The sequence below is a fragment of the Clostridium caldaquaticum genome (genome assembly GCF_023806125.1).
Lineage (GTDB): Bacteria > Bacillota > Clostridia > Clostridiales > Clostridiaceae > Clostridium_AT > Clostridium_AT caldaquaticum.
In genome coordinates this window covers 13,871-28,743 of the sequence record NZ_JAMSKT010000003.1, presented here as the reverse complement: position 1 = coordinate 28,743, position 14,873 = coordinate 13,871, and the positions used below count along the sequence as shown (strand labels likewise).

Sequence of the window (14,873 nt, the reverse complement as noted above, 5' to 3'; positions counted from 1 at the left end):
TGAAATTATAACTATTTATTTGTTATACTGTTAATATGATTTACTTCTAGTAATTGTATTATGTATAAATTTGGAGGCGTAAAAGAATACATGAGGCATAAAGATTGATAATCTTTATGTGCTTAAAAGGAATACAGGAGGCATAAAGATTGATAATCTTTATGTGCTTAAAAGGAATACAGGAGGGATACAAATGTCAGAAGAACTTAAATTTGCACAGGAGCTTATCGATTTTATATATAAAAGTCCTACAGCTTTTCATGCAGTAGAAACTGTAAAAAAACTTCTCTTAAACAGCGGTTTTAATGAGCTTAAGGAAGAAGAAAGATGGGAATTAAAAAAAGGCTCAAAATACTTTGTAACTAAAAATAATTCAGCAATATTTGCTTTTGCAGTAGGCAGTGGAAATACTACAGAAAATGGCTTTAAAATAATTGGAGCACATACAGATTCCCCAGGTTTTAGAATAAAGCCTGATCCAGAAATTACAGCAGAGAATGCTTATGTAAAGCTTAATACAGAAGTTTATGGAGGTCCTATTTTAAATACTTGGCTTGATAGGCCGCTTTCAGTTGCAGGAAGGGTAATTTTTAAGGGTGAAAATCCACTATATCCTTTAATTAAACTAGTAAATATAAATAGACCTGTAATGATAATTCCAAATATTTCAATACATATGAACAGAGAAGTTAATAAAGGTTACGAACTTAACAGGCAGAGAGATACACTTCCGCTGCTGTCTCTTATAAATGAGGAACTTCAAAAAGGAAACTATCTTCTAAATGCTGTTGCAGATGAGTTAAAGGTTAACGCAGCTGATATTTTAGATTTTGATCTTTTCTTATATGAGTATGAAAAAGGAAAAATCATAGGACTTAATAATGAGTTTATAAGCAGTTCAAGGCTTGATGATTTAGCAATGGTTCATGCAGGAATTACAGCTTTAATTAATGCAGGAACTTCAAAGAGTACTAATATAATGGCATGTTTTGATAATGAAGAAGTTGGAAGTTCAACAAAACAAGGGGCAGATTCAGAAATTCTTTCAAATATAATTGAGAGAATAGTTATAAGTCTAGGTGGAGATAGAGAAGATTTTTTTAGAGCTGTATCGAAAAGTTTCATGATTTCAGCAGATTTAGCTCATGCTGTTCATCCAAATGCTAGTGAAAAGGCAGATCCGATAAACAGACCTATTTTAAATAAAGGACCTGTTATAAAGCTTGCAGCTAACCAAAGTTATACAACAGACAGTAATTCAGCAGCAGTTTATGAACAAGTATGTAAGATAGCTGGAGTACCTGTACAAAAATTTGTTAACCGTTCAGATTCTCCAGGCGGTTCAACTATCGGACCTATATCTTCTACACATTTAGCTGTGCGCTCTGTGGATATGGGGACTCCTATACTTGCTATGCACTCAGTAAGGGAACTTGGAGGAGTAAAAGATCATAGTTATGCAGCCAAATCTTTTGAAGAATTTTATAAATTATAAAAATTCTATTGCATTATTTAAAAATTTATGATAAACTTACTTTAACTTAATAAAGTGTTTAAGCTTACCTAGGGTAGAGGTGCTGTAACTAATAGTATCCATAAGAAGCAGGCATGCGATGATGTATGGAAAAAGGAGTTATGGCCGAAGGAAAATATGCTTTGCAGGTATTTTTCCTGGCTTTGCGTAAAACATGCGCAAGGCTGTCATCATGAAAATGGTGGAGAGCTACAAGGTACACGAAGTTGCATAATACATTTGTGTTATAGTGCAGCAAAGGTGTTCCTTTGCTGCATTTATTTTTATAAAATGCATAAGGATTATTAATTCTTATATGCTGATAAGCAATAAAAGGGGGCGAATTTACATGTCAATAGTTGTTCAAAAATACGGCGGGAGCTCCGTAGGTACAATTGACAAAATAAAAAAAGTAGCAGAAACTATTATTAAAAGAAAAAATAATGGAGATAGTCTGGTAGTTGTAGTATCTGCAATGGGAGATACTACAGACGATTTAATAGCACTTGCAAAGAAAATTTCAGACAATCCAGATAAAAGAGAGCTGGATGCATTACTTTCTACAGGTGAGATGATTTCAGCATCTCTTCTTGCAATGACTCTTAAAGAGATGGGGCATGATGCTGTAAGTTATACAGCTTATCAAATAGGAATCAGAACTACCGGGCAATATGGTAAATCACTTATAGATGATATTGATGGAAGTAAAATAAAAGAAAGTATTGAAGAAGGAAAGATAGTTATAGTAGCTGGATTCCAGGGGATAAATGAAGATGGAGATATAACTACCCTTGGAAGAGGGGGCTCTGATACTACTGCAGTAGCAATAGCAGTCAAGTTAAATGGAATATGTGAAATATATACAGATGTAGATGGAATATATAGTGTTGACCCGAGAAAATATCCTAAGGCTAAAAAACTTGATGAAATAGATTATGAGGAAATGCTTGAGCTTGCAAGCCTTGGAGCACAGGTTATGCATTCAAGATCTATAGAACTTGGTGAAAAATATAAAACACCTATATATGTAGGATTAAGCACAAGCGATATAAAAGGAACTGTAATTAGGGAGGTAAAAAATATGAATATGGAAAGCAAACCAGTAACAGGACTAGCAACTAGCGATGATGATGTGGCTATTACAATAGTGGACATAGATAGTGATATAAATATACTTTCAAATTTATTTGAGAGCCTTGCAAGCAGAAGGATAAATGTGGATATTATCAGCCAGACTGCACCTATGAATGGAAAGGTAAATATATCCTTTACAATACCTAAGGATGATTTAAAAGAATGTTTAGGTATAGCCAGAGATTTTGCAAAAGATGAAAATATAAAAATTGATGAAGACATAACAAAATTCTCAATAGTTGGAATAGGAATGAAAACAACTTCTGGTGTAGCAGCTAGAATGTTTAAGCTTTTCAGTGATAATAACATTTGTGTTAAAATGATTACTACATCAGAGATAAGAATTACTTGTGCAATAAAGCAGGAAGATAAGATTAAAGCAATTAATATAGTAGCAGAGGAATTTAATCTATAGGTTATTAAAAAAAAGAGGTGGCATTATGGAATTTTTTGGTACTACAAAGGTTAAAGACAATGTACTTTATATAGGCGGTGTAAGCACTACTGAACTTGCAAAAGAATACGGAACTCCTCTTTATGTTATTGATGAAGCTTTTGTCAGATTAAAATGCAGCAGGTACTATAAAGCCTTTAAAGTTCAGGAAAGAGGAAACAGAGTTGCTTATGCTGGCAAGGCTTTTTTAACACTTGCTATGTGCCAGCTAATTAGCGAAGAAGGTCTTTGCCTGGATGTAGTATCTGGCGGAGAGCTTTATACTGCAATTAAGAGCGGCTTTCCCCTTGAAAAGGTATATTTCCATGGAAATAACAAGACTTTGGAAGAAATAGATATGGGAATAAAGAGTGGAGTTGGCAAGTTTGTTGTAGATAACTTTTATGAGATTGAAAAGATAAATGAAATTGCTAAAAGTTATAACAAAGTTCAAAAAATACTTCTTAGAGTTACTCCAGGTATTGAAGCACATACACACGAATATATCAAAACAGGGCAGATTGATTCAAAATTCGGCTTTACAATATTGAACAATAATACTCTTAATGCGGTAAAAAAAGCTGTAGAGCTTCCTAATATAGAGCTTGTTGGACTTCACTGCCATATCGGCTCGCAAATATTTGATATAACTCCTTATGAAGATGCAGTAGAAGTTATGATGTCTTTAATTGCAAATATCAAGGAACAATTAAATTATGAAATAACAGAATTAGATTTAGGCGGAGGTTTTGGAATACACTATAGAAGTGGAGATAAGCCTAGAACCATAGAAGAATTCTGTAGTGCCATAATAAATAAGGCTGACAAAATGGCTGAAAAGCTGAATATAAAACTGCCAAGCTTAACTATAGAGCCAGGAAGGTCTATTATAGGTAAAGCAGGAACAACGCTATATACTGTAGGTTCAATTAAAGAAATTCCAGAGGTTAGAAAATATGTAGCAGTAGATGGCGGTATGACTGATAACATAAGACCAGCACTTTACAAGGCTGAGTATGAGTGTGTCATAGCAAACAGAGTTCAAGATAAAACTGAAGAAACTGTAACAATATCTGGTAAATGCTGTGAATCTGGGGATATACTTTTAAATGACGTGCAAATACCAAAAGCTCAGAGCGGAGATATTCTGGCAGTACTTTCTACAGGTGCTTACGGTTATTCTATGTCCAGTAACTACAATAAAATCCCAAGAGCTGCAGTAGTGTTTGTTAAAGATGGTAAATCAAAGCTTGTTTGCAGAAGACAGAGTTATGAAGATGTAATTAGTAATGAACTGCCTTTATAATAAAAAAAGCAGAATTTGCATTCTATGCAAATTCTGCTTTTTTTTATTATAAATTTTAACTTCTTCGGTAATACTAAATTATGCTATGAATAAAGTAAGGAGTGGGTGGAATGTTCTATTTATATATAGCTGTATTAATATTTTTAGTATTACTTGTTTTATACATGATGATTAAGGACACGAATGATGATGAGCATAACTTAATGGAGGATGTTCCAACTATAAGTGTAAACAAAGAAGATCTGGAAAAGCACGCAGCACAAATTTCTCAGTTTTATTCAAAAGTAACAAGAAAGTCAAATTGCAGAAGAAAGCTTATGAAAAGTCTAGATAAAAGCTATGCAGACATATTAAAGACTTATGAGTACATAGATAAAGATGTAAAATATAAGAGAGATGTAGTTCCTGCAGCTGAATGGATGCTTGACAATCTTTATTTAATAGAAAAAGAATATAAGGATATTAAACACAATATGCCTAGTTCTTATTACAGAGGGCTTCCTGTAATAAATAAAGGAATTTTAAAGGGATATCCGAGAATTTACCATATTGCTGTAGAGTTAGTCTCACATACAGATGGAAGAGTAGATGAAAAAACTATAGAACTATTTATAAATGCTTATCAAAAAAATACTATACTTACTATAGGTGAGCTTTGGGCTCTTCCTATAATGATAAGAATAGCTCTTATACAGAATATAAGCAAAATTTCAGAGAGAATAATTTATTCTCAGGAAGAAAAGAAAAGAGGAGATTTATTAGCTGAAAGGTTCATTAATGCTTATAACGAAAACAGGCTTCAGGAGGAATTAAATAAATCAACATTTGAAAATATGACTTTCAGCTCACATTTTGTAGAAAGATTTTTAAAGATTATAAGAGATAATGGTGTAGATAGTGCAGAATTATATAAATGGCTGGATGAAAAGCTGGAGTTTCAGCAAGTTACTGCTGAAAAAATGATAAGTACAGAACATCAAAAGCAGGCTGCTTTCCAAATTTCAATAGGAAATTCTATTACAAGTATAAGAGAGGTAGAGGCAATCAATTGGAGAGATGCTTTTGAAAAGTTAAGCTTTGTTGAACAGATATTGAAGGAAGATCCTGCAAATATTTATAAGTATATGGATTTTGAATCAAGAGACTACTATAGACATAAGGTTGAAAAGTTAGCTAAGCACATAAATGCAGATGAAATATTTGTTGCTAAAAAAGCACTGGAATGTGCAGCTTTAGCAGAAAAGAATAAAGATTACTTAAGCCACATCGGATATTATCTTATAGATGATGGTATGGAAATTTTAAAAACAAGGCTTAATTTTAAGGAAAAAGGATTTGGAAAACTGAAAGGTGTTATTAATAAAAATAAAATCGGGTTTTATATTGGAACCATATTAACTTCTGTAGTACTATTATGTTTTGCAGTTATTTGTTCCATAATAGCTGAAAATAATAATATACCTGTTTGGAAGCTTGTTACAGCATTTATAGTGCTTATAATACCCTGCAGTGAAATTGTTATTTCTATATTTAATTGGAGTATAAACCATCTGTTTTCTCCAAGGTTTATTCCAAAGATGGAGTTTGAGCAGGGAATACCAGAAGAATGCAGCACTGTAGTTGTAATCCCAACTCTTTTGAATAACCAAAGCAGAGTGCATGAATTAATAGCTGATTTGGAAGTATATTATCTTGCAAATCAGGAAAAGAATATTTATTTTGCACTTCTTGGAGATTTTAAAGACAGTGCTAAAGAGCATGAAGAAAATGACAGTAATATAGTAAAAGCTGCTTTAGCAGATGTTAAGGCTTTAAATGAAAAGTATTCAAAAAATGGAGAAGAGATATTCTTCTTTTTAAACAGATACAGACAATACAATGAAAAGGAAGGAATTTGGCTTGGCTGGGAAAGAAAACGCGGAAAGTTAATGGAGTTTAACGCTTTGCTTAGAGGAGACAACAGCACAAGCTATAATGTAATAAGCGGAGATATTAACACATTGCGTAAAGCAAAATATGTTATAACTCTAGATGCGGATACACAGCTTCCAAGAGATATAGCTAAAAAGCTTATAGGTGCTATGAGCCATGTGTTAAACAAACCTCATATAGATTATAAGAATAAGAGAGTATTAAGAGGTTATGGACTTATGCAGCCAAGGGTTAGCGTAAGTACTATTGCAGCAAACAAGACAATGTTTTCTAAGATTTTTTCAGGTGAAACTGGTATTGATATGTATACTACTGCAGTTTCCGATGTTTATCAAGACCTTTTTGGAGAAGGTATTTTTACAGGAAAGGGAATATATGATGTAGATGTATTTAACTACATGCTTAAGGATGAAATACCTGAAAATACTGTTCTAAGCCATGATTTGCTTGAAGGGTCTTACGTAAGAACTGCATTAGTTACTGACGTTGAGCTTATAGATGGTTATCCTGCCTACTATAATTCAAGTGCCATGAGACTGCACAGATGGACCAGGGGAGACTGGCAGATAATAAGATGGCTTGCTAAAAAATCACCGCTTAATACACTTTCAAAGTGGAAGATACTTGATAATTTAAGAAGGAGTCTTTTAGCACCATCCATTATGCTTTTGGTGATTTTATCTTTTGCTGTTCTTCCACGCAGCGACCAGTGGCTTATAGTGGCATTTTTAGCTATACTTTGTCCAATCTTTTTTGATGTATCGGAGGCGGTAGTATCTCCCATTAAAGGTATAAGTCTATCTGGAAAAATAAATAATGAAAAGATTGCAGTAGAACAGGTATTTTTGATATTTTGTTTTCTGCCTTATCAAGCTTATTTGATGTTAGATGCTATAGTAAGGACAATTTACAGGTTAACTATAAGTAAAAGAAAGCTGCTGGAATGGCAGACTGCAGCAGATGTTGAGGCAAAGCTCGGAAGAAAGCTTGGTAATTTTATTGCAGCTATGTGGCCGGGAAGTTTAATATCGGTAATTGTATTAATATTAGCTTTCAATAATTCTGCAAGCAGCGGGATTTTAATGCTGCCTTCCTGTATTTTGTGGTTTGTAAGTCCTGTTATAGCTTACTATATAAGCAGAGAAATAAAGTTAAAGTCTGTACAAATCAGCAGTGAACAGATTGATATGCTTAGAAGATTTAGCAGAAAAACCTGGGCTTATTTTGAGGATTTTGTGGATGATAAAAATAACTATCTGGCACCTGATAATTTTCAGGAAGATCCTTTAAATGGAGTTGCTACAAGAACCTCTCCTACTAATATGGGTATGGGACTTACTTCTAATTTAGCCGCTTACGATTTAGGTTATATAGGGATTCTTGAAGCTGTAGAAAGAATTGAGAAAATACTAAACAGTATGGAAGATATCAAAAGATATAAGGGTCACTTTTATAATTGGTATGATACAGTTTCAAAAGAGCCTCTGCATCCAAGATATATATCTACTGTAGACAGCGGAAATTTGGTAGGTTATCTATGGCTTACTGCAGAAAGCCTCAAGGAATACATTAATAATCCAGTTATATGTAAAAATAAAGCTTATGGATTAATCGATACTTTAAATCTATGCAGTGGAGAAATTGAAAGTTCTGCTGAAATTAAAGATTTTTATTCAAATACAATAAACAATATAAAGAAAGCAGACTTAGATATAATATCCTGGAAGAAAATACTTATGGATGTTTGGAGTAAAGCATTAGAAATTGAAAAGGTAAAAGGCTGCGAAAATTTATATTGGAATTCTAAGTGTAAACATTCAGTGATTAAGTACTTAACAGAGCTGCAAAAACTTTTTCCCTGGACAGATTTAATAATTGAAAGACCAGACAATTGGGAAGGCTTATGTGAAAAACTTAAAACTATTGCATCACAGGCTTCATTAAAAACTGTAATAGATGAAATAGATAAAATATCAGGCGAAATAACACAAAGCTGTATAGATAAAAAAGGAGATGTTTCAGAAAGTGAATGGCTGGAACAGTTAAATACATTATTAGATTCCAGCAGAAATGAAATAATTAATCTGTTAAAAAAAATTGAGAACCTGCGTGAAAGATTAAATAACATGGCGGAGTCAACAGATTTTTCTATGCTCTATGATAAAAAGAGAGGGCTTTTTGCAATAGGGTATGATATAGAGAAGGATACTTTAGGAAACTCTTATTATGATTTATTAGCTTCTGAATCAAGGCAAGCAAGCTTTGTGGCTATAGCAAAAAAAGATGTAGAGCAGAAGCATTGGTTTAAATTATCAAGAGCAATGACAATCATGGGAAAGAGCAAGGGTTTAGTATCTTGGAGCGGAACAATGTTTGAATATTTTATGCCCCTTCTTATAATGAAAAACTATCCAGATACTCTTTTAAATGAAACTTATAAAGCAGTAGTAGACGGGCAAAAAAGATATGCAGCAGAAAGAAAGGTTCCTTGGGGAATATCTGAGTCAGCTTATCATACTTTCGACCCGGCACTTAATTATCAATATAAAGCTTTTGGTGTACCTGGAATTGGTCTTAAAAGAGGGCTTGTAAATGAGCTTGTAATATCACCTTATTCAACAGTTATGGCTCTACAGATAGATTTTGATGGAGCTATAAAAAATATGAAAAATCTTGTTGAAGAAGGTCTTGAAGGAAGATACGGCTTTTATGAAGCAGTAGATTATACAAAAGAAAGACTTCCTAAGGGTAAAAACAAAGCTATTATAAAGTGTTTTATGGTTCATCATGAAGGTATGAGTTTAATGGCATTAAATAACGTATTAAACAGCAACATACTACAGGAAAGATTTCATAGGATACCTTGTGTTAAAGCAACAGAACTTTTACTGCAAGAAAGGATTCCACGAAGAGTTGTATATGACAGAGAACAAAAATTTGAAGTTGTTGATGTAACTTCTGAAAAACAGAATATAGTGGTTAGAAGCTTTAATACTGCAAAAACAAAGCTTCCGGAAACTCATATATTATCTAATGGAAGTTATTCTTTAATGCTTACTAACAGCGGAAGTGGTTATGGAAAGCTTAATGATATGACTGTATACAGATGGAGAGAAGATCCTACCTTAGATAATACAGGTATGTTCTTTTATATAAAGAATCTGAATTCAAATGAATTCTGGAGCAGTGCCTATGAGCCTTCTAAGACTGAAGGAGAAAATTATGAAGTTATTTTTTCTCTGGATAAGGCAGAGTTTAAGAGAAAAGACGGTAATTTAGTTACTCATACTGAAATAGCTGTATCTCAGGAGGATAATGCTGAAGTCAGAAGGATATCTATAACAAACCATAGCGAACATTCACGAACAGTTGAGATAACAAGTTATTTAGAAGTAACTCTGGCACCTTATAATGCTGATATAGTGCACCCTGCTTTCAGCAATCTTTTTATAAGAACAGAGTTTGTTGAAAATCCAGGATGCATAATTGCAAACAGAAGACCAAGGGCAAAGGGACAGAAAAAGCCTCACTTAATACAGACAATTGCAGTGTCAGGTGAAACTGTAGGAAGTATGCAGTTTGAAACCAGCAGGGCAAATTTTTTAGGAAGAGGCAGAGATGTATCAAATCCATTAGTTATGGAAAATGACGCTCCATTAAAAAACAGTGTGGGTGCAGTACTTGACCCAATAATAAGCATAAGGAGAAGGCTTAAGATAAGACCTGGGGAAACAGTAAAGATTGCATACACTACAGCAGTTGCAGATTCAAGGGAAGAGGCAGTTGAGCTTGCAAGAAAGTACAGTGAAATGCACAACATAAACAGAGTCTTCGAGCTTGCTTGGACTCAGACTCAGGTAGAGCTTAAGTACCTGGGAATAAAATCAACTCAGGCAAATTTGTACCAGCATATAGCTTCTAAAATACTATTTATAAACTCAAATCTTAGAGCTAGAGAAAGTTATATAAAAAATATCAAAAAATTTCAATCATCCCTATGGCCTTATGGAATATCAGGAGATGTACCTATTCTTTTAATTATTATAAGAAGCGAGAAGGATGTAGATTTGGTAAGACAGGTGCTTCAGGCTCACGAGTATTGGAGTATTAAGGGATTAAAAGTAGATTTAGTTATATTAAATCTTCAAAATACACTCTATGTTCAGCCTCTTTTAGATTCTGTTAGGGATTTAATTTCATCAAGTCATGCAAGAGATAAAATGAATAAGACAGGAGGTGTATTCCTTCACAGCAGAGGAAGTATGGCAGCTGAAGATGTGAATTTTTTAATCTCTGTAGCAAGACTTGTAGTAGATGCAGAAAAAGGAAATCTGCTTCAGCAGATAAAAGATGAAGATATATCAGAAACTCTAGAGCTTCTTTCTGTAAAAGAAGAAAAGTATGATATAAAGCCTTATAAGTTTCCACATGTAAATTTAGAATTTTTTAATGGTTATGGAGGCTTTGATACAGAAAATGATGAGTATACAATAATATTAAAGGATTATAAAAATACTCCAGCTCCTTGGATAAATGTAATTTCAAACGGGGAATTCGGTTTCCATATATCTGAAAGCGGAAGCAGTTATACCTGGTTTAAAAACAGCAGAGAAAATAAGATAACTACATGGTCTAATGATCCCATTACTGATCCGCCTACGGAAGCTTTATACTTAAGAGATGAAATAACAGGTAAAATATGGAGCATAACTTCGAAGCCTGTAAGAGATGAAGGTGAGTATAGAATACAGCATGGCTTTGGATATTCTGTTTTTAAACATGAAGCGGAAGGAGTTTTAGGAGAGCTGACAGTTTTTGCAGCAATTGATGAAAGTGTAAAGCTTGGTATAGTTAAACTTAAGAACAATACAAAATATTCAAGAAGGCTGTCTCTTACATATTATGCACAGCTTGTATTAGGAGTTGTACCGCAAAGTACTGCACAATATATATCAACTTATCTTGATGAGGAAAAGAATTTTATATACGCTCAAAATCCTTACAGCGAGCATTTTGGAAGAGCTTATGCTTATTTAAGAATTGCTGGAGGAGAGGAAGTTTCTTACACAGGAGACAGAACAGAGTTTCTTGGAAGAGGAGGAAGTACAGCTGCTCCTGAAGGACTGAAATACAAAGCTTTTTCAAATAATGTAGGTTCAGGCTTTGATCCATGTTTGACAGTAAATACAAAAGTAAGCATAGCTCCAGAGGAAGAGGTTAATCTTATAGTTATGCTTGGGCAAAAGGAAAGCCTGGAAGATATAAAAAGGATTTGCGAAAATTACAGCAATATAGAAAGAGTGGAAGAAAAACTTATAGAAGTTAAAAATTTCTGGAAGGATTTACTTCACAGAATACAGGTTAAAACTCCAGATAAAACAATGGATATTATGCTTAACGGCTGGCTTATGTATCAGACTATATCCTGCAGATACTGGTCAAGAACAGCATTTTATCAATCAGGTGGAGCCATGGGTTTTAGAGATCAGCTTCAGGATGTTATGGCGGCAGGATATTTAAAGCCTGAATTTACTAAAGAACAAATACTTCATAGTGCTTCAAGACAGTTTTTAGAAGGTGATGTACAGCATTGGTGGCATCCTGTTGTTAACAGCGGTATAAGAACTAGATTTTCAGATGACCTTTTATGGCTTCCTTTTGTAACTGCAGATTATATAAAAAATACTGGAGACTACAGTATTTTAGATGAGGAAGCAAGCTATCTTGAAGAAGAACCTCTTAAAGAAGGGGAAGATGAAAGATATAAGGTTACACCAGTTTCAGATAAAAAAGGTTCTATATATGAGCACTGCATTAAAGCTATAGATATTTCTTTAAGATTTGGAAGCCACAACATACCATTAATGGGCAGCGGAGATTGGAACGATGGTATGAGTACTGTAGGAAATGAAGGTAAGGGAGAAAGCGTATGGCTTGGATGGTTTCTTTATAAGATATTGGATAATTTTAAGGAACTTTGCAGATATAAAGGTGATGAAGAAAGAGCTGAAAAATATGAAAAGATGAGAGATTTTATTGGAGAAAATCTTGAAAAGAATGCTTGGGATGGCGGATGGTACAGAAGAGCATACTTTGATGATGGAACTCCGCTTGGTTCTATGGAAAATGACGAGTGTCAAATAGATTCTTTATCACAATCCTGGGCAGTTATTTCTGGAGCTGCAAAACGTTCCCGTATTGAAGAAGCTATGGAAGCTCTTGAAAGACATCTTGTGAAAGAAGATAAAGGTATTGTGCTTCTATTAACTCCAGCTTTTAATAATTCAAAGCTGGAACCAGGATATATAAAGGGCTATGTTCCTGGAGTCAGAGAAAATGGAGGACAGTATACTCATGCAGCAACCTGGGTAGTGCTTGCTATGGCTAAACTAGGCTACGGATATAAGGCATGGAGAATTTACCACATGATAAATCCTATTAATCATTCAAAATCTTATCTTAATGCAGAAAGATACAAGGTAGAGCCTTATGTTATGACCGCAGATGTATATTATACAGAAGGACATGAGGGAAGAGGAGGATGGAGCTGGTACACTGGTGCTTCAGGCTGGATGTACAGAGTAGGAATTGAAGGAATTCTCGGCTTAAAGCTTGAAGGTGGAAAAGGCTTTAAAGTTGAGCCTACTATTCCACAGGAATGGAATGGATATGAAATCTATTATAGAAAGGGTGAGGCTAAGTATAATATACAAATAAAAAGAGGAGATAAAAAAGAGATTTATCTTGACGGAAAGCAGTTAGAAGATAATCTTATACCTTATTTAGATTCTGGAGAACATGTAGTTGAAGTGATAATATAAGTATCTAAAAATTAAAATTATATTTAACCATCTTCAAAAGTATAATTGAAGGTGGTTAAATATTTTTATTATTTAGAAGGATTTCCTAAATAAATGTAGAATAATATTAATAATCATTATTATATAAAAATATATTTTTAGGAGGGTTTTAAAATGACAGAATTAAGGCAAGTCTATAAATGTGCAAGCTGTGGAAACATAGTTGAAGTAGTTCATGCTGCAGGTGGAACATTAGTATGCTGTGGTCAGCCAATGACTTTAAAAGCAGAAAACACTTCTGATGGAGCTAAAGAAAAACATGTTCCATTTGTTGAAAAAGCAGAAGGTGGGGTATTAGTTAAGGTTGGTTCAGTTGAACACCCAATGCTTGACAATCATTATATTGAATGGATAGAAGTTCATACAGCAAATAAAGTTTATAGAAAATATTTAAATTCAGGAGAAAAACCAGAAGCTTTTTTTGCACTTAATGAAGAGATTTTATTTGTAAGAGAATACTGTAATCTTCACGGACTATGGAAGGCATAAGGCAGAAAAGTTTATTTTTGAAGGAATGTTAATAAGTATATTGACATTCCTTTTCATTGGGAATAATATATAATTAGGTAATCAATGGATGTTTAGCCCTGTAGTTTTACTATAGGGTTTTTATATTTCATAAACTATTAGGAGGCACACGCTATGGAAGACAAGAGAAAGGTTATATTCAGCGGAATTCAACCTTCAGGAGAATTAACATTAGGCAATTATCTGGGAGCTATAAAGAATTGGGTTAAGCTTCAAGATGAGTATGAGTGCTACTTTTGTGTAGTAGACCTGCATGCTATAACAGTAAAACAGGAACCTAAAAATTTAAGAGCAAGAACACTGGAAGTTATGTCTATATATATAGCAGCTGGAATAGATCCTCAAAAAAATACTATATTTATTCAATCTCATGTTCCGGCTCACTGTGAAGCTGCATGGCTTTTAAACTGCTATACTTATATGGGTGAACTTGGAAGAATGACACAATTTAAAGATAAATCCCAAAGATATGGAGAATCAATTAGTGCTGGACTTTATAATTATCCTGTACTGATGGCTGCAGATATACTTTTATATCAAACAGATTTAGTTCCTGTTGGAAGCGATCAAAAGCAGCATTTAGAGCTGGCAAGAGATATTGCTGTAAGGTTTAATAATACATATAGTGAAACTTTTGTAGTTCCAGAACCTTATATAGCTCAAAATGGAGCTAGAATAATGAGTCTTCAAGATCCTGCCAAAAAGATGTCTAAATCAGATGACAACCCAAACAGCTATATATTAGTTATGGATCCTCCGGAAGTAATAAGAAAGAAGATAAATAGAGCAGTAACTGACAGTATTGGTGTTGTTAAGTATAGCGACGAACAGCCGGGAGTTAAAAATTTAATGACAATACTAAGCACAATAACAGGTCAGTCTTTTGAAGATATTGAGAAAAAGTATGAAGGACAAGGGTATGCTCAGTTTAAAAAAGACGTTGCAGAAGCTATTATTACTGAACTAGAGCCAATCCAAAAGAAAGTAAAAGAACTTTTAGAAAATAAAGCTTACCTTGAAAGCATCTATAAAGCAGGTGCAGAAAAAGCTAATTATGTAGCAACGAAGACACTTAGAAAAATGCAGAAAAAGATTGGATTTATACCAGTGTCAAAGTAAAATAAGTTCTAAATTAAGAATAAAGTATTAACGAGCCATACAGTAGCT

Annotated in this window: 6 protein-coding genes and 1 riboswitch; all 6 genes read left to right on the top strand. The window is 33.7% G+C overall.

The features are described from left to right. Nucleotides 1-193 precede the first annotated feature (193 nt). The 6 genes from M2651_RS02485 to trpS all read left to right on the top strand — a co-directional run bounded on the left by M2651_RS02485 (nucleotide 194) and on the right by trpS (nucleotide 14,825). Nucleotides 194-1,495, top strand: coding sequence for a M18 family aminopeptidase (locus M2651_RS02485; protein ID WP_252130756.1), 1,302 nt, complete (start codon nucleotides 194-196; stop codon nucleotides 1,493-1,495). A 66-nt stretch (nucleotides 1,496-1,561) separates the two neighbouring features. Continuing rightward, a riboswitch (Lysine riboswitch) is annotated at nucleotides 1,562-1,734 on the top strand. Nucleotides 1,735-1,862: 128 nt separating this feature from the next. Further along, nucleotides 1,863-3,062 carry an aspartate kinase gene (locus tag M2651_RS02480; protein WP_252130755.1) on the top strand — a complete coding sequence of 400 codons (1,200 nt, stop codon included), beginning with the start codon at nucleotides 1,863-1,865 and terminating at the stop codon, nucleotides 3,060-3,062. Between the two features lie 25 nt (nucleotides 3,063-3,087). Further along, nucleotides 3,088-4,386, top strand: coding sequence for a diaminopimelate decarboxylase (gene lysA / locus M2651_RS02475; RefSeq protein ID WP_252130754.1), 1,299 nt, complete (start codon nucleotides 3,088-3,090; stop codon nucleotides 4,384-4,386). A gap of 110 nt (nucleotides 4,387-4,496) precedes the next feature. Beyond that, the gene (locus tag M2651_RS02470; protein WP_252130753.1) at nucleotides 4,497-13,139 is read left to right on the top strand and encodes a glycoside hydrolase family 94 protein; all 8,643 of its coding nucleotides are present in this window, start codon (nucleotides 4,497-4,499) and stop codon (nucleotides 13,137-13,139) included. A 153-nt stretch (nucleotides 13,140-13,292) separates the two neighbouring features. Next, entirely contained in the window at nucleotides 13,293-13,667 is a 375-nt protein-coding gene (locus tag M2651_RS02465; protein WP_252130752.1) for a desulfoferrodoxin, read from the top strand. A 153-nt stretch (nucleotides 13,668-13,820) separates the two neighbouring features. Beyond that, entirely contained in the window at nucleotides 13,821-14,825 is a 1,005-nt protein-coding gene (gene trpS, locus M2651_RS02460) for a tryptophan--tRNA ligase (protein WP_252130751.1), read from the top strand. The last annotated feature ends 48 nt before the right edge of the window (nucleotides 14,826-14,873 follow it).

What these genes read in the sequence shown, in the direction of transcription:
- trpS (WP_252130751.1), top strand. Translation starts at nt 13,821, where the DNA reads ATGGAAGACAAGAGAAAGGTTATATTCAGCGGAATTCAACCTTCAGGA.
- M2651_RS02480 (WP_252130755.1), top strand. Translation starts at nt 1,863, where the DNA reads ATGTCAATAGTTGTTCAAAAATACGGCGGGAGCTCCGTAGGTACAATT.
- lysA (WP_252130754.1), top strand. Translation starts at nt 3,088, where the DNA reads ATGGAATTTTTTGGTACTACAAAGGTTAAAGACAATGTACTTTATATA.
- M2651_RS02470 (WP_252130753.1), top strand. Translation starts at nt 4,497, where the DNA reads ATGTTCTATTTATATATAGCTGTATTAATATTTTTAGTATTACTTGTT.
- M2651_RS02485 (WP_252130756.1), top strand. Translation starts at nt 194, where the DNA reads ATGTCAGAAGAACTTAAATTTGCACAGGAGCTTATCGATTTTATATAT.
- M2651_RS02465 (WP_252130752.1), top strand. Translation starts at nt 13,293, where the DNA reads ATGACAGAATTAAGGCAAGTCTATAAATGTGCAAGCTGTGGAAACATA.